General features: G+C 43.1%; 19 protein-coding genes. 9 read left to right on the top strand and 10 right to left on the bottom strand.

The genetic code is table 11. The annotated features are described in order from the left end of the window. Nucleotides 1–205: 205 nt before the first annotated feature. A complete protein-coding gene (locus tag QUA24_RS12645; RefSeq protein ID WP_333230080.1) occupies nucleotides 206–439 on the bottom strand; it encodes a hypothetical protein in 234 nt (77 codons plus the stop codon). Beyond that, nucleotides 436–762: a hypothetical protein gene (locus QUA24_RS12640; protein ID WP_333230078.1), complete on the bottom strand. Its 327-nt coding sequence runs from the start codon at nucleotides 760–762 to the stop codon at nucleotides 436–438. The genes QUA24_RS12645 and QUA24_RS12640 overlap by 4 nt, the downstream gene beginning before the upstream one ends. Nucleotides 763–799: 37 nt before the next feature. Between QUA24_RS12640 and QUA24_RS12635 the strand changes: the two genes are divergently transcribed. Then, a complete protein-coding gene (locus tag QUA24_RS12635; RefSeq protein WP_333230077.1) occupies nucleotides 800–1,279 on the top strand; it encodes a hypothetical protein in 480 nt (159 codons plus the stop codon). Between the two features lie 109 nt (nucleotides 1,280–1,388). Here the strand turns inward: QUA24_RS12635 and glnA are convergent, their stop codons facing one another. Continuing rightward, nucleotides 1,389–2,810, bottom strand: a complete 1,422-nt coding sequence (gene glnA, locus QUA24_RS12630) for a type I glutamate--ammonia ligase (protein WP_333057654.1) — start codon at nucleotides 2,808–2,810, stop codon at nucleotides 1,389–1,391. 337 nt (nucleotides 2,811–3,147) lie between these two features. Between glnA and apcB the strand changes: the two genes are divergently transcribed. Next, nucleotides 3,148–3,657, top strand: a complete 510-nt coding sequence (gene apcB / locus QUA24_RS12625; protein ID WP_293258696.1) for an allophycocyanin subunit beta — start codon at nucleotides 3,148–3,150, stop codon at nucleotides 3,655–3,657. Between the two features lie 239 nt (nucleotides 3,658–3,896). On the opposite strand, the gene QUA24_RS12620 is transcribed toward apcB, so the two are convergent. Beyond that, a complete protein-coding gene (locus QUA24_RS12620) occupies nucleotides 3,897–4,136 on the bottom strand; it encodes a hypothetical protein (protein ID WP_333161024.1) in 240 nt (79 codons plus the stop codon). 221 nt (nucleotides 4,137–4,357) lie between these two features. Here QUA24_RS12620 and QUA24_RS12615 point away from each other — a divergent pair, with 221 nt between their 5' ends. The 4 genes from QUA24_RS12615 (at nucleotide 4,358) to QUA24_RS12600 (ending at nucleotide 9,145) form a co-directional block, all read left to right on the top strand. Then, the gene (locus QUA24_RS12615) at nucleotides 4,358–5,200 is read left to right on the top strand and encodes a TlyA family RNA methyltransferase (RefSeq protein ID WP_333161022.1); all 843 of its coding nucleotides are present in this window, start codon (nucleotides 4,358–4,360) and stop codon (nucleotides 5,198–5,200) included. Nucleotides 5,201–5,329: 129 nt separating this feature from the next. Further along, nucleotides 5,330–6,019 (top strand): hypothetical protein, encoded by a 690-nt coding sequence (locus QUA24_RS12610; RefSeq protein WP_333161020.1) that lies wholly within the window; start codon nucleotides 5,330–5,332, stop codon nucleotides 6,017–6,019. 957 nt (nucleotides 6,020–6,976) lie between these two features. Continuing rightward, entirely contained in the window at nucleotides 6,977–7,576 is a 600-nt protein-coding gene (locus QUA24_RS12605; RefSeq protein ID WP_333161018.1) for a Crp/Fnr family transcriptional regulator, read from the top strand. Between the two features lie 372 nt (nucleotides 7,577–7,948). Beyond that, entirely contained in the window at nucleotides 7,949–9,145 is a 1,197-nt protein-coding gene (locus QUA24_RS12600; RefSeq protein ID WP_333161016.1) for a serine hydrolase, read from the top strand. Between the two features lie 675 nt (nucleotides 9,146–9,820). On the opposite strand, the gene QUA24_RS12595 is transcribed toward QUA24_RS12600, so the two are convergent. From QUA24_RS12595 to QUA24_RS12575, 5 genes are all read right to left on the bottom strand, one after another. Then, nucleotides 9,821–11,311, bottom strand: coding sequence for a DUF697 domain-containing protein (locus QUA24_RS12595; protein ID WP_333161014.1), 1,491 nt, complete (start codon nucleotides 11,309–11,311; stop codon nucleotides 9,821–9,823). Nucleotides 11,312–11,651: 340 nt separating this feature from the next. Continuing rightward, a complete protein-coding gene (locus QUA24_RS12590) occupies nucleotides 11,652–13,100 on the bottom strand; it encodes a slr1306 family protein (RefSeq protein WP_333230074.1) in 1,449 nt (482 codons plus the stop codon). Nucleotides 13,101–13,350: 250 nt separating this feature from the next. Further along, nucleotides 13,351–13,773 carry a thioesterase family protein gene (locus QUA24_RS12585; protein WP_333166772.1) on the bottom strand — a complete coding sequence of 141 codons (423 nt, stop codon included), beginning with the start codon at nucleotides 13,771–13,773 and terminating at the stop codon, nucleotides 13,351–13,353. Between the two features lie 275 nt (nucleotides 13,774–14,048). Then, nucleotides 14,049–15,131: an ATP-dependent 6-phosphofructokinase gene (locus QUA24_RS12580; protein ID WP_333230072.1), complete on the bottom strand. Its 1,083-nt coding sequence runs from the start codon at nucleotides 15,129–15,131 to the stop codon at nucleotides 14,049–14,051. Nucleotides 15,132–15,441: 310 nt separating this feature from the next. After that, a complete protein-coding gene (locus QUA24_RS12575) occupies nucleotides 15,442–15,684 on the bottom strand; it encodes a hypothetical protein (protein WP_242720156.1) in 243 nt (80 codons plus the stop codon). 137 nt (nucleotides 15,685–15,821) lie between these two features. Between QUA24_RS12575 and QUA24_RS12570 the strand changes: the two genes are divergently transcribed. The 3 genes from QUA24_RS12570 to QUA24_RS12560 all read left to right on the top strand — a co-directional run bounded on the left by QUA24_RS12570 (nucleotide 15,822) and on the right by QUA24_RS12560 (nucleotide 17,926). Next, entirely contained in the window at nucleotides 15,822–16,328 is a 507-nt protein-coding gene (locus tag QUA24_RS12570; protein ID WP_333230070.1) for a hypothetical protein, read from the top strand. A gap of 285 nt (nucleotides 16,329–16,613) precedes the next feature. Then, nucleotides 16,614–17,432 (top strand): FkbM family methyltransferase, encoded by an 819-nt coding sequence (locus QUA24_RS12565; RefSeq protein ID WP_333230068.1) that lies wholly within the window; start codon nucleotides 16,614–16,616, stop codon nucleotides 17,430–17,432. A 356-nt stretch (nucleotides 17,433–17,788) separates the two neighbouring features. Continuing rightward, the gene (locus QUA24_RS12560) at nucleotides 17,789–17,926 is read left to right on the top strand and encodes a hypothetical protein (protein WP_333230066.1); all 138 of its coding nucleotides are present in this window, start codon (nucleotides 17,789–17,791) and stop codon (nucleotides 17,924–17,926) included. On the opposite strand, the gene QUA24_RS12555 is transcribed toward QUA24_RS12560, so the two are convergent. Then, nucleotides 17,889–19,469: a glycosyltransferase gene (locus tag QUA24_RS12555; protein WP_333230064.1), complete on the bottom strand. Its 1,581-nt coding sequence runs from the start codon at nucleotides 19,467–19,469 to the stop codon at nucleotides 17,889–17,891. The genes QUA24_RS12560 and QUA24_RS12555 overlap by 38 nt on opposite strands. Between the last annotated feature and the right edge of the window lie 18 nt (nucleotides 19,470–19,487).

Below are 19,487 nucleotides of genomic sequence, written 5' to 3'. Positions count from 1 at the left end.
GCACGGAGATTCAATTTTATAAAGACACTTTTTTTACTAGCTCAACCAATGACAATAGTTTTTAGTTGCGAGTCATACCATTTTAGATTTTAGATTAAAAATGACTGATGACTATCAGGGTTGGGAGCTTTTCTACAGTTAGATTATTTTTTTCAACTGCTATCACGCAAGGGTTGCGCGGATCACAGACAGCAACCTCATACACTTAAAACTTTTCAGTTTCCGTCGAGTCTGAAGCCTCAACAATAGCAGACTCTTGTTGAAATTTTCGCGCCTCTTCTACTTCTAGCCTAGCCAGAGTTGTCGCCACATCGGCTAACTGTAAAGCCAGATTCATCCGACAAATCGGGTTTTTTTCCCTCCAGAGGTCTTTTGCCAAGAAATGTACTCGATAGCGAAACATTTTAATTGAATTTGGCGGAGTAACTTTCACGGTCATAGTCTTTCTTCGGTAGAAGTTTGAATGCGGAGCAGCACCCGTTCTAGCTCCAAGTAAACAAATGTCAGCATGATTACTTTATCTTCATCGGTGATTGTAACACTACAGGTTGCCGATCGAGGTTCAACGCCTTCGTGTCTGACAACTACAGTATATTTTCCCTGCTTCAGGTTATCAAAATTCACATCTGCTTCAAACAGGTCAACTGTCTCCTCGGCCAGCACTCGTCCTTCTTGAGTCAGTAAAGTGACAAACGCCATGCCGTCAACTGAAGTCATGGCGACGTTACTCTGATTGCGGATCATCACAAAAATATCGGACATCGTTTGGTCATTGTTAATTGCTAATTGCTAATTTAGAATGAGTGCAGAATCTCACAAACAAAGGAGCATAAATACGGTGAATAATTTCAAGTTTTTGCTAATTTTTACTGTGAGTGCAGCGGTTCTCGGTTTGGGAAAAAGTGGGGCCGTAACTGCTATCTCAAATATCTCTGAGAATGAGCCTGGTTTGCAACTTCACGGCGTGCGGGTTGCTCAAAGGGACGATCGCAATTTAAGCAACTCGAAAGGTACATTAAAAGAAGGCAGTGCCCTCTCTATCGATCCTGATGAAGTTACGGGCATACCAAAAGCTGAGGCGCGACAGCGTTTCATTTTGAATAAGATATATCGGGTTCAGGAAGGCACTACCGCTGACGATTTATTTATTGTTGATGAGAAAGCAACTAAATGGGCTGTAGAGGATGTCTCTGAGGCTACAATGGGCCCTACTACTAACAGCGTTGCTCAGATAGTGTCGGGTAACGGGAGAGTCTGGGCGCTGATCCAGAAGTTCTAAACTTCAAAAAAACGCCGCTCTTAAAAGCGGCGTTCTTATTAATTAAAAATCACAGGTTAAAAATAGTATAATTACCAGTTTTAACTTTTAATTTTTAATTCTTAATTTTCTAACAGTCGTAGTAGAGAGCAAACTCGTAGGGGTGAGGACGCAGCCGCATCGGGTTGACTTCATTGTCGAGTTTGTAGGAAATCCAGGTTTGGATGAAGTCTTCGGTAAATACGCCAGTTTCAGTTAAGAAACTGTGGTCTTTTTCTAAAGCTTCTAAAGCGCCTTCCAAGGAACCGGGAGTTGAAGGAATTTTGCTCAATTCTTCAGGGGAAAGGTCGTAGATATCCACGTCCAAAGGTTCGCCCGGATCGATTTGATTTTTGATGCCGTCAATGCCGGCGCACAGCATGGCTGCAAATGCTAAATAGGGGTTGGATGTGGCATCGGGACAACGGAATTCTAACCGCTTGGCTTTGGGGTTAGTTCCCGACAACGGAATCCGCACTGATGCCGATCGATTTCCTTGAGAGTAAGCTAAGTTTACAGGCGCTTCAAAGCCCGGAACTAAACGCTTGTAGGAATTTGTCGTGGGGTTGGTGATTGCCAAAAGCGCCGGTGCGTGCTTGAGAATGCCACCGATGTAATGCAGTCCCATTTGACTGAAACCTGCATATTGATCGCCTGCAAATAGAGGTTGGCCGTCTTTCCAAATCGACTGGTGAACGTGCATCCCGGAACCGTTGTCGTTAAACAGCGGTTTGGGCATGAAGGTGATGGTTTTGCCGTATTTTTTGCCGACGTTTTTGATGACGTATTTGTAAGTCAGCAAGTAGTCGGCTGCTTGTACTAAAGTGGCAAAGCGGAAACCGAGTTCGCATTGACCGCCGGTGGCGACTTCGTGGTGGTGCTTTTCGATGGGTACGCCGCATTTTGCCATTGTCAGCAGCATTTCCGTTCTCATGTCTTGAGAGGTATCGGTTGGTGCTACTGGGAAATAACCTTCTTTGTAACGCGGTTTGTAGCCGAGATTGCCGCCTGCTTCTTCTTTGCCGGAATTCCAGCGACCTTCGATCGAATCTACGTAATAGTAGCCGGAATTTTGGGTTTGGTCGAAGCGAACGTCGTCAAAAATAAAGAATTCTGCTTCCGGGCCAAAGAATGCTGTATCGCCGAGACCGGTCGAAAGCAAGTAGTCTATGGCTTTTTGGGCAATTGTGCGGGGACAGCGACTGTACGGTTCGCCGGTGCGAGGTTCTTTGATGCTGCAAATGAAGCTGATGGTCGGTTCTGCCATGAACGGGTCCATCCAAGCGGTGGTCGGATCGATGACCATCGTCATGTCTGATTCGTTGATGGCTTTCCAGCCCCTAATGCTGGAACCGTCGAAGGGTACGCCGTCTGTGAATGCGGTTTCGTCGATTTGGTCGTGGTACAGGGAAAGGTGCTGCCAGATCCCCGGCATATCGATGAATTTGAGGTCAACGATCTGGATCTTATTTTCTTGTATGTAGTTTAAGGCTTCTTGGGGTGTCTGGAACATGACTTACTCCTGATATTGGTTGTGTCTTGGCGATCGGCCGATTTCAGACTGTGTGGGCGATCGTAGGCCTTCAGTATCCACTATTTTGTATCTATGGCTACAAAATTTTGAAATAGCGGCCCAGTGCGGCCGGGCAATTTGAGATTCTTGCCCTGTGGATTTTTCGGCTGAAGATACAAGGCAAACGGCTGAATTTTACGACAGTTTGCCACGGATAGACTACCCTTCGTGAAAATCCTATCTCAAATCTTAATCAAACGCCGATTTGTAGTAGTCTACAATAGGCGGTCTGTCTCAGATAGCAAAGTATTGATAAAGATTTTTGGGAGAGAAACTTATGCGCGATGCAGTGACGAGCCTGATTGAAAATTATGATGTTGCTGGTAGGTATTTAGACCGAGATGGTATCGATCGGTTGAAATCTTATTTTGCAACGGGCACGGCACGGGTACAGGCGGCGGCTGCGATTAACAGCAATGCTGCGGCAATTGTTAAGCAAGCTGGTATCCAGCTATTTGCTGAACAGCCAGAACTGATCCGTCCCGGTGGAAATGCCTACACGACTCGTCGCTACGCGGCTTGTCTGCGGGATATGGATTACTACTTGCGCTATGCTACTTACGCCCTGGTGGCTGGAAGTACCGATGTGCTCGACGAGCGCGTGCTGCAAGGTTTGCGAGAAACTTACAATTCTCTAAGCGTTCCCATTGGCCCGACGGTGATGGGGATTAGCATTATGAAGGAGATGGTTAAGGCTCAGGTGGAAGCTGCTGGCTTGTCTGTGGGGCCTTTTTTGGATCAGCCTTTTGATTACATGATTCGCGAATTGAGCGAACAAGATATTTAAGTCAATTTGCTAATTCTTTTAGCAGTAAATTGCACTTGTGGCTGGCAGTTAGCAGCAGTTGGATCGATCGCTTTTTTTGGCCTCACCGCCTCCAAGCGATCTTTTTTTATGGGTTATACAATTTTAGATTAAAGATTTCAGATTAAAAATAATAGATTAAAAATTTAAATAATAGGGGATGACTGATGAATTAAGGGTTTGGAGCTGCCCTATAATTGCATTCTTGTTTGAAACTGGTACTAAAAATCGTCAACACATCCCCAGACGAGGCATTTGTCCAGGGGATTTTTGGTTTGGCGCAGCTCGATTTGTGCGACCGTTGTTGCTTCTACTTCGCCGTTGGGGTAAAGAATGTGAATAATGTCACCACTGACGAAGGCGAGGGGGTTTTCTTGACAATGGGCAGGATTTCTGATAGGAAAGTTAATTGTTTTCATGGTCGATCGCCCTGATGGTATGTGTAGCGCTTTTAGCTGCATATAAATCATCCGCTAGTCACAAAAATTATTGTGTGATTCTATGAATGTTTATCTGTGATCCAACTACACACTCAGAGCGATCTCAGTCACATCATGTGAGCTGGGGGCATCGCCCCGCGACAATCGCAAAACCCAAATAATCGCCAAAAATTAGCAGTGGGGCTTGTGCGTAAGTGCTAATCTGGTACTGTTCTTAACCCTATCCGTACAGATTAAAAACCTTGGCTAAACAGCGACTAGATACTTTATTGGTCAGCCTAGATTTGTGCAGTTCCAGACAGCAAGCTCAGGCCTTGATTCGGACTGGGAAAGTATCCATCAACCAACAGGTAGTTGACAAACCGGGCACTGAGGTGGATATTGCAGCAAAAATTCAGATTAAAGAGCGATCGCGCTATGTTTCTAGAGGTGGCGACAAATTAGCCAAAGCTTTAGAAGTTTTTGCTATTCCCGTTGCAGGCAGAATTTGTCTCGACGGCGGCATTTCCACAGGCGGTTTTAGCGACTGTTTGCTGCAGGCCGGCGCCGCCCTAGTCTACGGCGTAGATGTGGGCTACGGTCAAGCAGATTGGGGCTTGCGTAACGATCCGAGGGTAGTTTTGAAAGAACGCACCAATTTGCGGTACATGACTGCTACTGAGCTTTACGGCGACTCTGCGCGAGCAGATTTGGCGGTAGTAGATGTGTCGTTTATTTCCCTGGATAAGATTTTACCGGCACTGTGGGAATTGTTGGCACCACCGCGAGAAGCGGTGTTGCTGGTAAAGCCGCAGTTTGAGGTAGGGCGCGAGAGAGTCGGGAAAAAAGGCGTAGTGCGAGACTCAGCAACTCAAGCTGATGCGATTTTTCAAGTGTGGAAGGCAGCCACAGCTTTAGGATGGCAGCAACGCGGCTTAACGTGGTCGCCTTTACTTGGCCCGGCCGGTAATATCGAGTATCTTTTATGGTTGGGGATCGATCGCGAGCTGGAATCAGACCCCAAGGCGATCGAAGAGGATGTTGTGAAAGAACGGATCGCACAAGTCACCAAAGCGGCGGCGCGGGAACTTGTCGATCGATTGTAGATTGTAGATTGATTTCTAGATATCAAACTAATCAATTTTAAAAGTCAAATTTGGAACTCCAAATTGCTTTAAAATTTCAATTTTTTTTGTCAATCAGACTCCTCAACTTTCACAAGAGTGAATAATTCCATGCAATCATTCAAACAAGCCGGTTCGATTTTACTGTACGTTCTAGGTGCCATCGGGTATGTGGCGATTGTAGCTACTATTGTAGGCGTTTCAATTCTCATCAAGTGGGCAGCTCTGCTACTGGCAGACAAATTATTATATACAATTCTGATTATCGGCGATTTGTTGAGAGGCATCGAAATTATTGAACTGTTAAATATATTAGTATTTGCATTTATCGGTATGGGAGTGGGTGTGGCGACAAGGCTTTTACACCCTCAATACGGTCGCAAAATTAGTGCTGCTGTGTTGATAGTTATAGTTCCCTTAGTTTTCATGATTACGCCAGCCATTCGATATAATTATTGGTTGGAGAAAGTAGGAGAATCTGATAAATTATCGCCTCGGCAAACTGCAACATTAACTAACTCATTTTTGAATAGAAAAGTAGGAGTGCCTGGTTTTATAGGTTATTATGTATATACTGGTCAGTTTCCCGTTATTCCAGCGAAACAATCGGAGATGAAAGATCTTGACAGCTTTGAAAAAAAAGTTAATTCCAGATTTGTACAGTTCACAGGTATTGCTCCGACTATTGTTACTTGGTCAATGCGGGTTTGTTTTTGGCTGATTAGAATATTTTACTTTTCTATAGCGGTAATTGCCACAATCGCCCATTTTAGGGAAGGTGTTAGAATCGCGAGACGGTAATACGATTTTCGATTTTCGATTTTCGATTAAAGAATTAGGAGTCTCCAATTACTATTAAGGTGTGGAGCTTACCTATAGTTGCATCCTTTTTTGACAAGGGTATAGAACCAATTTGATATCTATTGTTATAACCGTAACCATTGTGCCATATTAATTTGAACCCTTTTGCCACCATCGCCCCATGATTTATCATTTTGTGGATATTGAGTTATGTGAGACGGCTTTTTTGTCGGCTTTCTTGTTTAAGAAAAGAGTCAAAGAGGTTCTATAAAGTTCTTTGGATTTTGTTTACCACGAAACAAGTTTCTACAATTTTTAAAACTAAGTCGTATAGCTTGTTGTAGGGGTTCTCTGTACACTTGCATGAAAGAGGGGATACGATTTACCTTGCTTCTCGATAATTTACTTTTTCTTTCGTTGATAGTTCATTTCTTTGTAAATGGGTAAACGCGAAGTTTTACTCCCAAAAGTTCATAAAAAATTCCTTCAGGGTAGGCTTACCGTTTTTAGAAAAGGGGATTTATAGTTACTAAATCAGATGATATGACTATGAGTATTGAAACCACTATTTAAAATAATATCGAGTAATAAAGTTTAAGAATCTCGACATTATGCTGAATAACTTGCTTATATAAAAAACTCCTTTGTAATAGATATAATTTCCCTCTGACCTTGAGCCGAGATATGTGTAAAAAAGTGCAATTAAGGCCAGTAATGCTTGCCTAATAAGGGTTTTAATTGCTACTTTGTGGCTAGTGATAGCTTCGCTACCCTGTCCCAAAATTTCGATTACTTACAAAATTTTACGTCATCTCCTCGGAAAGCCCGTATCTCGGTTTTACCCCAAATTGTGATATTTTTAAGTTAAGTTAGTAGCGATCGGTTGCGGCTCAATTTAGCTGTTAGACAGCTAAGTAGTTAAAAATTCTTAGGTTTTTTACAAAGGGTTAATAAGGAATGCAGGAGCAACTTTTCCAGACCTTCAATCAGCTCATACCTCTAGACCCACAGCAACGCGAAGAACTTCGTAGAGTTACATACCCCCTAGAGTTGCCTAAAGGATCTTTATTGCTAGAACGGGGTCAGATTTGCAACCATCTCCATTTCATTTTGGAAGGAGTAGTTAGAGCAGTCCACTATGATAATTGGAAAGAAGTTATACCTTGGTTTGGGTTTGAGGGGGATATTGTAAATTCACACCTCAGTTTTACGTATCGCCAACCCAGTCTAGAAAGTATTATTCTGATCTCAGATTGTAAATTCCTCTCGATTACCTACGAGAGTCTCCAATATCTCTACAGTAAAGATCCGATCTGGCAAAATCTGAGCCGCCTCTTTATTGAACGCTACTATATTGATGTTCAAGAGCGCTTGATTTCTTTCCTTTCTTTGACAGCATACGAGCGCTACGAGCAATTACTACAAAAATACCCAGACATTGAAGACAGGGTTAATCTCGGTCATATTGCTTCTTACTTAGGAATCCGACAAGAAACTCTCAGCAATCTCCGTAAGAGACGCAGAAGGCATCAACGCAACCAGGGCAAGCCTAATTGAATTGGATAGCTTGAAATTTGATATAGATCAAATTTGATCTATATCAAAAAAAACTACTATTCATCATTCTTTTTGGCATTCTAATATGAGTCTTGGATTGGCCATAGAGAACACGTCATCTGTAAGGAGATAGTAATGAGATTTTTTCTGGCTAGGATCTGTCCAGCAGTAATTGTATTCTTCATTATTTTCTCTGTGACTGCTCAAGGAATAAATGTCAATCCCGAAATAAAATACGATCGAGCTGTTAATTCATTTTCGCTTTCAGCTTTTGCTAGAGCTTTGCGATATTTTTAAAATTCGCAAAAGAGCGACAATCTTCTTACACCAAGCCAGCCTTTATTCCTCATTGTTCTACTTAACTTTAATCATATGTTAACCAATCAGAATAAGTTATTAATTTGGACAGTTGTTTCGATAATTATAGTATGTATTTCTTTATTTTCTGTTTGGCAACTCTATTTTTATCCAAAGCTATCTTTGTTTGACCCTAACAAGCGAGCAACAAACTTTCGGAACATGGGAAAAATTTTCCCAAGCAAACAAATCAAATCTTCTAGTAACCCATATTTTTTCAAAGAAAATCTGCACATTTTAGATGTTTTTTATAAGTTTGAAGGTCAATTTTATAAAATGTCAGAACTGCTAACAAAGACAGAGACAACTGGTATTTTAGTGATAAAGAATGACACGATTGTTTATGAAAAATATTTTAAAGGGAATAGTGCTTTATATAAGAATACTTCTTGGTCGATGGCAAAATCCTTGACATCAGCATTAGTTGGAATTGCGATCGCGGATGGATACATAGATAGTATCAATGACTCAATCACAAAATATATTCCCGAACTAGCAGACTCAGGCTATCGAAATGTTCCTATTAAACATATTCTTCAGATGTCTTCTGGAGTCAAATTTAGCGAGAACTATGACGACGATTCCTCTGATATAAACAATTTACTTCCCCAGCTTTTTCTATATATGCAGCCAATTAAAAAAGTTGTTCTCAACTTTCCATCAGATTATCCATCGGGAAAGAGATTTCATTACATCAGTTTAGACACACAGGTATTGGGTTTGCTTATTGAGCGAGTAACTGGACAGAGTATTTCCTCATATTTTCAAACCAAACTATGGCAACCACTAGGTGCTGAATCAGATGCCTTATGGTTGACAGATAATCACAATACAGAACTGACATTTTGCTGCTTAAATGCTACCTTGCGAGACTACGCCAAGTTTGGGCTACTCTATCTCCATGAGGGCTACTTTAACGGAAAACAAATCATCCCCCAAGCCTGGGTTAAAAAGTCTGTTGCCCCAGATAGCCCCTATCTGCAAGTTGGATCGACAGCAGAGGAATATGGTAAGTGGGGATATCAATACCAATGGTGGGTTCCTACAGATTCTAATGGAGACTACAGTGCTGTAGGTGTTTGGGGGCAGTATATCTATATTAATCCGAAAGAAAATATGGTGATTGTAAAAACAAGTTCTGGCTTAACAAAACCTAAGGATGATGATGAGGTAATGGCACTTTTTCGGGCTATTGCAAAGGAGTTAAAATAGTCGGGTTCATTTCAGTGACCAATAAAATTGCGGGTAAATAAGCAGTCGTACAGAAACTTACAGGAATTGAACCGAGATCAGAATGAAAACGGAAATAGTGGCTAAAAAGCTTGATTTTCCTTGCCTATAGATGCCCTTGGTGCATTTGTAATCACAAAACCCTTTGGATTCAAGACTGGCATTGCAGGTGTTTTTGACCGCTTGCGAGTCAATGATGAGTAAGCGCGTCCACTTTTGTTTTTTTAAAGTTGTTGTCGCACTTGTCCATGTAAAGCAGACATGGTGTGTTCTAATACACAATCAGAACGCCATTGTTTGTAATGCCAGGAGGCGGTTGAATAGGGAGAGAAGTCTTTAGGGAAATCACACCAATTACAGCCGTTTTTGAGCTGATAAAAGTCCCATCCAGGATTTGCCTTTTACTCCAACGAGGAAGTCTAGTTTTCTTCTTTTGTGGGAGTAAGAGTTCGATAAGTTCCTACTATGAGTCGGTTAAGCTGCTGGAGTATGACATTTATTTCTGGAATTCTAGACTCCTGTGCTCTTAGCTTGTCACCAAATATCTCAAAAGGGTTCTATAAGAGTACAAGCATTAGGGTGCGTCAGATCCTAGCTCTTCGATTATTGACAAATAACCATCTGCTGACCTACCCTACTCAACTACTAGCGCAATTTTTAATTGCCAATTTTAAACTCTTGCTGCAAGCGATCGATAATTGTATTACGCTCGATGGTGGCGAGAATTTCTTGAATTACCGTATCTTGTCCCAGGGGACCCCAGGTGCAGCCTTTTTCTAAGTAAACTTGGGCGGCGCGACCGACAGCGTAGGTTCCGTAAGCTGCTAAACTAGCTTGAGTGACAGCGACTCCGGCAAAAGTAGAAAAGCCGATGTGCGGGGCCGCAGCGGCCGCACTCTTGCCAAATCCCAAGAGGAAACTGCTACCCAATTCTCCCAAAAGTACGCCGCCAGCACTGGAGAAAATAGTCTGCCAAAGTTTTCCGGCTTCGTAACCAGTCATGGGTAAGCCGTAAAGTCTGGATAAAGAGCGAATTAAGGCTAAATCTGCGACACTTGCTCCCATTACATCCAAGAATGCCACTGGATTTAAACCGACAGCCAAAGCTTTATATTTTGCAAATTGCCAGATTAAATCTTCGGCTTCTGTTTGTCGCAATTTGAGAACGTGACGGGCAATGTTTGCTTCGGCATCTCTAGCTTCAACTAAAGCATTTAGAGCGAGGAGCGATCGACCTTCTCTGTTAAGAATTGTGAGAATTTTATGTTTGAGTTCGTCTATCTGCGCGGGCGGCGACTCCCATTCGTTAGTGACTCTTCCGTCGGACCATTCCACCCGCACTTGCACCGGCGCTGGTTCGGCAGCTACCATGACTATTTCTAAAGATTTGGAAGTTTTAGGCGGTGATTTGGCAGTAGATTTATCGGAGGAGTTGTTTGGGCGATCGGACAAATTTTCGCTATCTGTTTCCTCTGTTACCGCAGCGGCTGCTAACTCTTCAGAATTTCCCAGCGCTTGCAAACTTTGGTAAATAGCTTTTCTGTCTAATTCTGGATAAAGGTCAATTTTATTAAAAACTAAAATTACCGGTTTTTGAGCTGTTTGCAATTCGCACAGTGCTTGATATTCAGTTCGGGTGATATCGCCTGCAACGACAAACAGAATTAAGTCAGCTTGGCGAGTTACTTGTTTCGCCATTTCGCCGCGCACTTCGCCGCCAACTTCATCAAGTCCGGGAGTATCGATTAATTCTACTTGCACCCCTCCTGTCCCACCCTTGCCAAGGGGGGGTTGGGGGGATTCCTCGCTCTCAAGGAAGGATAAAGGCACACTCCAGCGCACGGAACGTGGCCACTGAGTCACGCCGTTGAGAGGGCCTGTTTGCAGAATTTTGTGACCTAAAAGCGCGTTTAATACGGCTGACTTGCCACGGCTGACTAAGCCGAAAGTAGCAATGCGGATTATGTTGTGGTCTAGTTTTTCTGAGGTGGAAGTTAAGATATCTAACTGATATTGCAGCGCCGCTTCTAATTCTGTATTATTCGAGTTTTTTTTCCCTTGGCGCAGGTGGGAATAGCGCGCCAGGGCTTCGCGCAAACTGGCGCGGGCAAGGGATAAGCGATTTTCTTGAATGGAATTGTCAGCCATTGGCGATCGGCTTTTTTAAGCAGGTATAATTGATCGTCGAATTATAAATCCTATTTCTTATTTTAATACAATTTTTCATAAATTTATAATTTTTTAGTGAGGAATTAGGTAGGGACACGGCACTGCCGTGTCCCTACGGATCTCCTGGGCAATCAACCGGATTTAATATTAGATATCCTCGGCGATTGACCGGCTTTAATATCAGATGCTGGACTAATTTTAATTGGTCGCTGAATTAACCGTTTCTTAATGGGCTGCGGCTAGGACACGGCACTGCCGTGTCCCTACGGATATCATGGGCGATCGACCGAATTTAACAACATCAGATGCTGGACTACTTCTAATTGACCGCCGACTTAACGGTTTCGGGCCCAGATACCTGAGATGAAAGGCGACTCGCCACTTGGTTGACGAAAGATTGCAAGAAGGAAACTTGCTGATTTTGCGTAAATACTGCTTGCAAAGTTTTAGTCAACTGGTCGAGACTGAAAATGCCTTTGGCAGCATTTTCCAGTTCTTGATTTTGAAAATATTCAATTAAACTCAGTCCTGCTATTCTGGTAAAATAGGCTGCACTAATTCCCTGCACCGCGCCTCCTGCTACATAGGTGACGGCATTGCTTTTCAGCAGTCCAGTAATAGTTTGGGTAGACAGTTCTACTAATCCCAATTTGAACATTTGATTAGCCAAAGTAGCCGCTACTGTCTTAGCTTGGTCTAAGGAAAACTGTTGCTTGTAGATAGCGCCGAGATCGATTACGAGTTGGGTGCTGATGGCGGTTGTTGCTAGCAAGTCTAAAGCCGGAACCGGATTAGCAAAGACGGTGGCGGCGGCGATGTACTGATATTGTTCGATAATCGGAATTGCCCGATCGCGCCTGACCGCATTTAATAAGGTTTTTGCCTCTAACTTGATACTTGCAGCCTCGCGCACTGCACTCGCCCAGACCAACTGTTGCCGTTCTTCCGTTAAGATTTTAGTCAATCTTTCTGTCAGCGCGTCGAGTTGAGAGACTTGATTTTCGATCCGTTCTTTAAATGTGCCGTCCGCTTGGTGCTGGCGCACTTTAATAGAATTGGGAGAAGCTGCGATCGCAATTATCTCTTCTGTTCCCAATATTCCTTGCATTTTCTGCTGCAAAGAGTGCAAAACCTGCGACTGCTGTTCTGGCAAATATTGGTCTTGTTTGTTCCAGACTAGCAGCACGCGCTGACCGCCAGAAGCTAGCTGAGATAATGTTTTAAATTCGGAATCTGTGATGTCGCCGGCTGTTACAAACAGCACTAAATCACCGTTGATTTTGGCATCGGCATTTGTATTAGCAAACAGCGCTGCTGTTTCTTGTAAACTAAGCTTTTGTGGGTGTTGAGAGACCCAATTAGAATTTAAAACTTGAATTAAGACAGTTTTGCCGACAGCTTTGCCGCCAGTTACGGTAATCCGCAAATCTTGTCTGTCTAATTCGGTTCTGAGCCGATCGAGCTTTGCTGTTAGATTAGCAGGATCGGCTGAGTTTTGAGCTTCTGAGGCTAGCAATTTAATTGCTGCTTCTGAAGCCGCGATCGCTTTTTCGGCTGCTTCCCGGTTCGCCAGGGGTTGCGGGAGTGCGAGTTCGAGTTTGGGGGATTGTTGTTTCCACCACCAATACCCCGCACCGGCAGCCGCCAAGCCAATGAGTGCCGTTTCGCCCATTTCTGAACCCGAATGCTGTAGAGTTTCCAGCAGCCACAGCGCTGCTGAAAGTCCTATTCCGCCTATTAAAATCGGTCGCCGCAAGTTAAGTGTCATTTTTTCCTTCCTGTGGGTATTGTCACCAAGCTTAACCTTCGCCGGCTTGGCCTCCCTCCCTATATTCCATCGTACCTCTGTGGCATCCAAACTGGCAGGCGGGCGATCCGACTTTTTGCCATCGGGATTTGCGGCCCCAGCGACAATCAACTTTTTGCACTTCTACAAACGTGGAATAGAGGACGGAAGTCCTCACTACAAACCAATAGATTTTTACAGGATTTTGCAAATATAATAGTTGATTTTTTCTCTATGTTGGTAATGCTTGAGATTGTGATTCAAAAATATCAATTATTTGTTTGGGAATTGCTCGCGGTCGCATGGTGGTAACTTCAACCCAAACCCAAAGCGCCTCGGCTTTTAACAAAATTTCGTCACTTCCAGCCAAGCGAATTTCGTAGCGGCGGACAGCACGCGGGCCGCGCATTTGTTCGATCCAAGTGGATATCTCCAATCGATCGCCCGCGGCTGCCGATCGCAAATAGTCAATCTCTATCCGTCGCATTACAAAGACGCCACCCAGTTCCCGGTAGCGATCCAGTGTAAATCCCAAGTGTTCTAAATGTTCGATCGCAGCGTGTTCTAAATAATGCTGGTAAACAGCATTATTTACGTGACCGAGGGCGTCCATTTCGTAATGGCGCACTCTAATTTGTGCAGTAAATGGTGCCAATTTCTCACCTTTCCACTTGTTGCGGTATTTTGTAGTTCCGAGTGCGATCGCACTCTGGGTCGATACTCGCTCGGAACTGATTGCAGGTTACACTAAATAGTTGAAACGTCACTGCTTCCAGGTTAATCTTAGTCCTGGAAGCACAGACGGTCATCACCTTGGTTTTTTTATGACAAGAAACTGGCTTAAAAACCTCAGTCTCGGTTGAAAAACCCAGTTTCTTGGTTCTGAATGCGTCCCGGACTAAATCTTTGAGAAATCGGACGGGTAATTGTTTAGTCTCCCAGACAAATCCCTAAACCGCGGGCCGTTTTAACCAGAGTACCATCGAAGTCTACAGGTCTGTATTTGGCGATCGCATCTTCCAGAGGAACGCTCACAACCTCCCGCTTTTGCCAAGATACCATGCAGTCGTATTTCTCTTCGGCAATTAAATCAACTGCTGCGACGCCAAAAGCCGAAGCAATTAATCTTTCTAGCGATGAAGGAGTTCCTCCGCGTTGAATATGTCCCAAAACAGTGACGCGAGTTTCTGCACCGCTGCACTCAGAGATTGTATCAGCTAAATACTGACCAATTCCGCCTAATCGACTTTGACCTAAGCGATTTGTGTGCATTACTAACTCGCCTTCTTCAGTGCGAACCGCCTCCGCTACTATAATTAAACAGTAGTTTTTTCCCCGGTCTTGGCGTTCTTGGATTTGGGCACAGATATTGGAAATTTTGTAAGGGATTTCGGGAATCAGAATTATATCAGCTCCCCCAGAAATTCCGGCACTGATCGCAATATGTCCAGCGTCGCGTCCCATGACTTCAACAATTATGACGCGACTGTGACTGGCCGCAGTAAAATGCAAGCGATCGAGTGCTTCAGTCGCAATATTGACCGCAGTATCAAAACCGATGGAACGCTCGGTAATTCCGACATCATTATCAATAGTTTTAGGAATAGCAACTAAATTCAAATTGCCGTGTTGAGCAATCTTCCTGAGAATGGCGAGACTGCCGTCGCCACCAATGCCAATTAAGGCATCCAAACCTAGTTGATGATAGCCTTCGATAATGTCGTCAGAACGATCGCGTAGAGTCCCATCTGACATCGGGAAGGCAAAAGGATTGCCCTCATTTGTCGTGCCTAGCATCGTACCGCCAATGGTGAGCCACGAGTCTACTTTCTCAATATCCAAGGGAATTGCTTGAGGGGGACGACTCATCAATCCCTTCGTGGCTTGACGAATGCCCATCACTTTCCAATTGTAAGTTCCCGTTGCGCGGTGGACAACGGCTCGAATAACTGCGTTTAAGCCTGCACAGTCACCCCCGCTAGTGAGGATACCGATACATTTTTGTTCTCCCATAATTGCCCGACTTTTGTTACTCCGAATATGAGTTGATACTTTTAGATCCCGATCGTCCAATCTTTATTTTCGACGTAAATAGGCAAGCGAAAATAAACTTTACCCTGTAACAGAATGTAAAGCTATCATAACTTTTGTGATGGCTGTCATAAGATATCGCTCCTTTGGGGAGCGTTTCACTCGTTTTTGACTACTTATGTATTTTCAAGCTTCATCGACCTAATTGAGTGCCTCATCTTTGACGCATTCCACAAGTTCGATCGCCCGCTAAGTAGTATCACCAATCACCGTCTCCAACAAAACATCAATTTTACTTGGGATTGAGGCGTTTAGAAACTTGGTTAATTATACCGCTGAGAATAGCACCGCCCATAAGAATTCCCAGGGCGGGATTAAATACGGGCTGCCAGAGACTATACCACAAATCAAAACCGAGATTCACGCCAGTTGATCGACCCGCTACTGCGATCACAAACCACCCAAAAATGGCAAAGACGAAAAACACATCAGCTACTAAAAGCAAGTTAAGCAAGTTAAGAAATTTATCTTTCATTGTCGAGGGTTCCTTTTGAGTGTATATGTGTCAAGTTTTGGCAAGCGGTTGGTAATGGAGCAGATTGATAGCTGCAACTGGCGATCGAATAAAGATAAAATATCATTCAATTGTTTTCGCGCACAGGCTGTCAAAATATGGTTCGCTATACACTTCCTCAAAGCCCCGAAATTATTTTAACTGTCAAAGGGAAAGATTCAGCCAAAGCCCGGGAAGAAGCGATGGATCGGCTGATGGATCTCATGGATGAGGGCAAGCTGCCTACGGAACTCGTGGAGGGATTTGGGCCCAAGCAGTTTGTTGAAGTTAAGGATATCGAAGACGCTGCGTCTGACGGCGAGGACGCGATTACTGAAGCAGTCCAGATTTTGAGCAATTTGGCAAGTCTCAAATTGAAAGTAATGGAGTCCCGCGAAGAAGCACTCAAAATCCGGGCGGCGATCGACATTTTGTTTACAGATGAGGCTGTGAGTGCCGAGGAAATTGGTCGTTTGAAAGATGGTTTCAAGGTTCTCAAAAACTTTGCTCAAGCTAACGTCCGCTATCGAGAAGCTAGAAGTAAAGCCGAAGAAGCGCGGGCAATTCTCGACGAAGCTTTGCAATCTGTAGAACCGGAAAACAAGTCGCAGAAATCCCCGAAATAGTAGCAAGTTGGGTTGAAACTCACATCTTGCACCATTCTCCAGAACAGGCTTTCCGGCCTGTTCCACAAGAAAATTCACTCTTTGTGGAACAGGCCGGAAAGCCTGTTCCTCAAAAACTGATTGAGAATGGTGCAATATCTCAGTTGAAACCTATTTCTGTCATTGCGATCCGGAGGGGAGCAATCGCAAACCTCGGCGATTGCTTCGTTTTTTTATTCGGACATACAATAAGTCTCCTGCCAGACATAATATTAATTATATCCACATTTAAATCTGGGAAAAATTGTGAGCCAACAACAAACAGGAATTATCAGAAACTCCATGTCAGGCAGCTTGCTGCTGGCTAAAAACTTAGGTTTTGAACCAAAAACTGTGATTGATGTCGGTGCAGCATTAGGAACTTTTAACCTTTACGAAACTTTCCCCGATGCGCGACATTTGCTAATTGAACCGATCGCCGAAAATGAACCTTATCTCGCCAAAATTTGCCGCAAACTCAAAAGTGCAGAATACATTATTGCAGCAGCGACCAAAGAATCGGGAGTTTTCACCCTCAACGTCAGTCCCAGTATGCTGCATTCTTCAATTTCTGAAAATCGCGTTACTGACAGCAGCAATCCTTATTTGAGAAACATACCAGCCATTACCCTCGATGGAATATGCAGGGAAAGAAACTTGCCAGGCCCGTATTTAATTAAAGTTGATGTAGACGGAAAGGAATTAGATGTTTTAGCGGGAGCAACTGAAATTTTGCAGCAGACTGAATATGTAATTGTAGAAGTTACTTTGTTCGGTCAGATGTATGATGTAATGAGTTTTATGAAGTCTCAAGGATTCGCAGCTTACGATATAGTTGATTTGGCATATCGCCCGATTGATTCAGCTTTGTGGCAAGTTGACATGGCTTTTGTTAAGGAATCCGGTCACTTCCGAAGAGAGAGGGGTTACGCGACAGGAGAGCAGGATATCGGAGCGCTTAACTCGCATCTCAAAGCTTATCGGGAAAGTTTCATCCAACACATTGAGACTCATTACAGCGACCCAGTAGAACCGGAACCCCAGGTGAATCAAGCTGTTTTGGGCGAAGATTATGTCATCATTTAACTCAAGTTGCTTCCATCTGATACCCAATCCGGATCGCACTTCGCACGCTTATTTAATTAATTATCAACATCTAAAAAACTGGTTTTCTAAATGTGGCTATTGTCGTCTATAAGCTAGCAATGTGTTGTAAATTGGCTTTCATTGGATATCAGAAAGTGGGAATGCCCTAATGCGGCAGGGCTGTTTCATTTTCTTGTAGGGGCAAACCCCCCGTGGTTACCCCGATGCCTGAAATGCCCATGACATCATCTGTGGGTGAGGGCGGGCACAGGGGCACCGCCCCTACAAAAGCCTAGTTTTCCGTAGGGGCAATCCCCCGTGGTTGTCCCGAAACAGCCCTACGTTGTGACGGGGGAGTGTCAACTACCACAATTAATCCCAAGGCGCTTTTGTGGTGGATTGTTGAGTTGCTGGCAGTCAAAGCTGTCAACCATCAACCAATAGAGGCTCTCAATTCTATTTCTTTAGCCCAAGGTATTGCTGCCAAAATATAGTAGATGTCATCTCCTTTGAATCACTTTTCCATTTTTCACTTACGGATGACCATTCATTAATACCTTCAGCAGCAACTTTAAACCACCTAGTTAAAAGGTTAGTACCAGCTAATTTATCTACCTCATTTTGGTTATTATAGCTTTTACTAAGCTTTACAATGCTCATGTGAAAGGTTTCTGGGTCAGAGTTTTTGATAAAATCTGGGCCTTTTAGATAGTCTTCAAAAGCTTTTACAACCATCTCTACATGATTGTAATCAAAATTTGCTAAAGCCTGAAGTATTACTTTTGTCAAATGCTCAACTGCAGCCATATATTCTGGAGAATAATGGATGGAATAAGCTATTAAATCATTGCGGATATAATAATAATTTTCCCAATTTACATTCTTGGCCGCCGCTGGTTGATGCCACACCGCCATTGATGGAAAAGCTACAATGTTATTGCCCAACTCTTTTATTCTTAAACCAAACTCTACATCATCTATTTTGATAAATAAAGGTAGCGGTAATTGAGTTTGTCCAACAAGTTCCTTAGAAAAAGAGAAAAACCAAAATCCGCCATAGTCTACATCTTCGTCCTTGAGCAACCTGTTGAGAGAATTAGAATCTCGTAAATCGATATTATAATTTAAAGCAATTAATGCCCCAGGCCCAAATCCTCTAGTTTTAGAATAGGCGTTGTACGATGCTCCTGCTTCATACAACATATGCTTTTTTTGTAAATTTAGCAGTCCACCGGCTACAGCAAAATCCGAATTGGCGTATTCATACAAAGGAAATAATTTATAAATACATTCACTTTCTAACTCTATATCATCATCCATAAGCAAGAAGTGAGAATATTTTTTTTCCTCTAAAGCTTCGACCAACCCTCTGGTAAAGCCCCCGCTTCCACCAGCATTTATATTAGGAACTAGCCTCAGTTTTGGCTTTCCGAAATCAGCTTCATCTAAAGTTCTACCATTATCAACCACGAATACTTTAAAGTCCTTGGCTTCTAGTAATTCATCTTGAAAAATTGCACTTAATGTATTTTGTATGAAGTCCTCTTTTTTAAAGGTGCATATTACAATCCCCAAGGATGCTTCTCTAGTTTTACTTTGATCGGTTGCTATCCATGCCCCTTTAAATTCACCCTGTTCACTAGAACAAGTTATTTCAAAATATATTCTGCCCGCTTTTTTACCTTGAAGGAGATTTATTGGTGAGATTTTTACAGGATCAGAGAATTGACATTTCTCAAAGCTCTCTTCAGAAATTATTTCTTTGTTTTTTTGTCCATCAAATTCTCGGTAAACAGAAACTTTAAAATCGCCTTCAAGTTTCAGCACATAGTAGATAGATCTAAGAGTTGTATATTGAGTATAATATCTCTCGTAAAACGAATTAAAGTAAGAATTTGAGGAGACAACACCACCCTGAGATAAAACAACTTTTTTGTCATCTTCCTGGTAGTTTATAGATGCAGATTCATTACACCGTATATATACATCCGAGCTCTCGGCTGATTTTGGCAGCTTAATTCCAGCTAATATATTCATGTAATATCTACCTCTTAT

Source organism: Microcoleus sp. Pol12B5 (genome assembly GCF_036701335.1).
In the GTDB taxonomy this organism is placed as follows: domain Bacteria; phylum Cyanobacteriota; class Cyanobacteriia; order Cyanobacteriales; family Microcoleaceae; genus Microcoleus.
Note: the sequence above shows the minus strand (reverse complement) of the source record. Positions and strands in the feature narration are given on the sequence as shown.

What these genes read in the sequence shown, in the direction of transcription:
- apcB (WP_293258696.1), top strand. Translation starts at nt 3,148, where the DNA reads ATGCGCGATGCAGTGACGAGCCTGATTGAAAATTATGATGTTGCTGGT.
- QUA24_RS12600 (WP_333161016.1), top strand. Translation starts at nt 7,949, where the DNA reads ATGTTAACCAATCAGAATAAGTTATTAATTTGGACAGTTGTTTCGATA.
- QUA24_RS12575 (WP_242720156.1), bottom strand. Translation starts at nt 15,684, where the DNA reads ATGAAAGATAAATTTCTTAACTTGCTTAACTTGCTTTTAGTAGCTGAT.
- QUA24_RS12605 (WP_333161018.1), top strand. Translation starts at nt 6,977, where the DNA reads ATGCAGGAGCAACTTTTCCAGACCTTCAATCAGCTCATACCTCTAGAC.
- QUA24_RS12590 (WP_333230074.1), bottom strand. Translation starts at nt 13,100, where the DNA reads ATGACACTTAACTTGCGGCGACCGATTTTAATAGGCGGAATAGGACTT.
- QUA24_RS12640 (WP_333230078.1), bottom strand. Translation starts at nt 762, where the DNA reads ATGTCCGATATTTTTGTGATGATCCGCAATCAGAGTAACGTCGCCATG.
- QUA24_RS12580 (WP_333230072.1), bottom strand. Translation starts at nt 15,131, where the DNA reads ATGGGAGAACAAAAATGTATCGGTATCCTCACTAGCGGGGGTGACTGT.
- QUA24_RS12595 (WP_333161014.1), bottom strand. Translation starts at nt 11,311, where the DNA reads ATGGCTGACAATTCCATTCAAGAAAATCGCTTATCCCTTGCCCGCGCC.
- QUA24_RS12620 (WP_333161024.1), bottom strand. Translation starts at nt 4,136, where the DNA reads ATGCAGCTAAAAGCGCTACACATACCATCAGGGCGATCGACCATGAAA.
- QUA24_RS12635 (WP_333230077.1), top strand. Translation starts at nt 800, where the DNA reads ATGAGTGCAGAATCTCACAAACAAAGGAGCATAAATACGGTGAATAAT.
- glnA (WP_333057654.1), bottom strand. Translation starts at nt 2,810, where the DNA reads ATGTTCCAGACACCCCAAGAAGCCTTAAACTACATACAAGAAAATAAG.
- QUA24_RS12555 (WP_333230064.1), bottom strand. Translation starts at nt 19,469, where the DNA reads ATGAATATATTAGCTGGAATTAAGCTGCCAAAATCAGCCGAGAGCTCG.
- QUA24_RS12570 (WP_333230070.1), top strand. Translation starts at nt 15,822, where the DNA reads ATGGTTCGCTATACACTTCCTCAAAGCCCCGAAATTATTTTAACTGTC.
- QUA24_RS12610 (WP_333161020.1), top strand. Translation starts at nt 5,330, where the DNA reads ATGCAATCATTCAAACAAGCCGGTTCGATTTTACTGTACGTTCTAGGT.
- QUA24_RS12645 (WP_333230080.1), bottom strand. Translation starts at nt 439, where the DNA reads ATGACCGTGAAAGTTACTCCGCCAAATTCAATTAAAATGTTTCGCTAT.